The sequence below is a fragment of the Pontibacter sp. HJ8 genome, assembly GCF_054824225.1.
The window spans coordinates 1-1,857 of sequence record NZ_JSYF01000179.1 but is presented as its reverse complement, the minus strand read 5'-3'; the positions used below and the strand labels follow the sequence as shown (position 1 = coordinate 1,857).

General features: G+C 58.6%; 1 protein-coding gene. It reads right to left on the bottom strand.

Translation table 11 applies throughout. The features are described from left to right. Positions 1 to 1,776: hypothetical protein (locus OB13_RS08985; protein WP_461489826.1), on the bottom strand; the 1,776-nt coding region annotated here is incomplete at its 3' end. Positions 1,777 to 1,857 lie beyond the last annotated feature (81 nt).

Sequence of the window (1,857 nt, the reverse complement as noted above, 5' to 3'; positions counted from 1 at the left end):
GAACAACACGAAGAACCAGATGACCGGGACCTGCTCCTGGGCAAAGGCTGTTGTCGCGGCCGGCTCGCTTCTGCCCTGCGCTGCAGCAAACGCTACAGTTGCTTCCTGCCTGGCAAGTATAGCCTGGTGCGGCCAGGCAGCGGTATCCTGCACCAGGAAATAAAACGGCTCCACTCCCGGCGATTCCACCACATGCCAGCCACTACGACGGGGCCAGAAAGTGCCCTGGTATACCTCTGGCTGGTGTATCGCCTGCTGCAAGGCTATACCTGTCAGCGTGGTATCTGCTATGTCCCGGACAGTGGCCTGGGGTATTCCCGATGCGTTTTGCAAGGTATAATCTGTCAGCGAGAGTTGCACCGGTTGGTGGATATGCGGGACCTGAGGTGCCTTCAGCTGCCAGAACTTTTCCTGTACCTGCTTCCTGGCTACGGAGGAGAGCAGGTGTGTCCAATAGCTGGCGTAGGTATGCCGTTTCCCTTCCAGTTGCCAGCCGAAGGTCTGCGGCACCACGGTCAGGGCCACGGTTCCCCAGCCTGCTTTTTTGCCGGCTGCCAGCAGGTTATTTCCCTGCTCCTCCACCAGGCCGGTTACCGCCTCGCTGCTCACCAGGGTATAGGGCAGGGCTGTTACGGGGCTTTGGGTTCCGCTGGCCTTCCAGGTGGCGCGGGCGTTGCGGGTGTCCTGTTGCGAGAGGCGCTTGCTCGGGAAGTTGGTAAAGAAGGCGGTGTTGCGGTTACCGGGCTGCTCGCTGGCGATCGTCAACACGCCCAGTCCCTCTTCGGTGACGGCGCGTTGCAGGGCTGCCTTCTCAGCACTACTCAGCTCCTGTAAGGCTTGCGGCTCTGTGATCACGACATCAAATTGCTGCAGCAGCCTGGGCGTGATCCGGTTCAGATCGGTTTGGGGCATATTCAGCCACTCGCTCTGGTAGATGCCTTTGCTGACCGTGCTGCGCAAGGCAACCCGGTGCTGGCCTTGCGCCAGGTGGTTCTTCAGGAACTTGAACTCGAACAGCGGGAAAGAAGAGACGAACAGCACACCCAGCTTCTGAGGAGCCTGCACCTGTACCGGTACCTGCCCTACCGTGTCTGTCTGAGTTGCCGTTTTCGATAGAAGGCGATAGACAAAGCGCCCATCCTGCTTCGGGGTATAGCGCAACCGGAAGGTATGGCTCCCATTTTCTTTTATCGTGATGGAATCCTGCACACGACCGGCTGCCTGCAGGTATAGCGTGGCAGGTTCATCGGAGGTGTTGGTAAACCGACCTGCCACTGTCACGGTTTCTCCCAAAGGAAGGCTGCCTGGCCAGGTAACTGCTGCTACGCCAGCGGGCAGTGCTGCCAGGTGCGGGATCAGGGTGATGCCTTCCAGGGCCTGCAGCTCCTGTTTTTGCAAGCCATAGCCTACCACATGCACGGTTTGCACCTGTGGGTGCTGCTCCCGGAAGGTATAGAGATCCTGGATGGGTTCCGCTTTGGGTGCCTCCTCTGCCTGGTAGGTATAGACCAAAGGCTGCGCTTCCATTTGCTGTAGGAGCGTGCTGAGCGTGTCAGGATGGTAGCCTTCGGTGAGCAATACAGCTGTGCCCGGGTCAAGCGCCCGCTGGTAGGTAGGCGGGAAGAGGAGCAGCACGAGGCTTACTCCTGCCAAAACGCTAGCCAACAGCCGCCACACCAGCCTTTGCCGGTTCAGGCGCCGCCAAGCCAGCCACGCAAGCAGCGCTACTGCCAGGATAGCGAGTAGCCAGGGAAGGTATGGAAGGTTATCGGGCACTGTTAAATTGTTAAATGGATAAATTGTTGATTGTTAATTGGTTGATTGTTTGGTGCACGATTCGGACAGGTCGCGACCTGT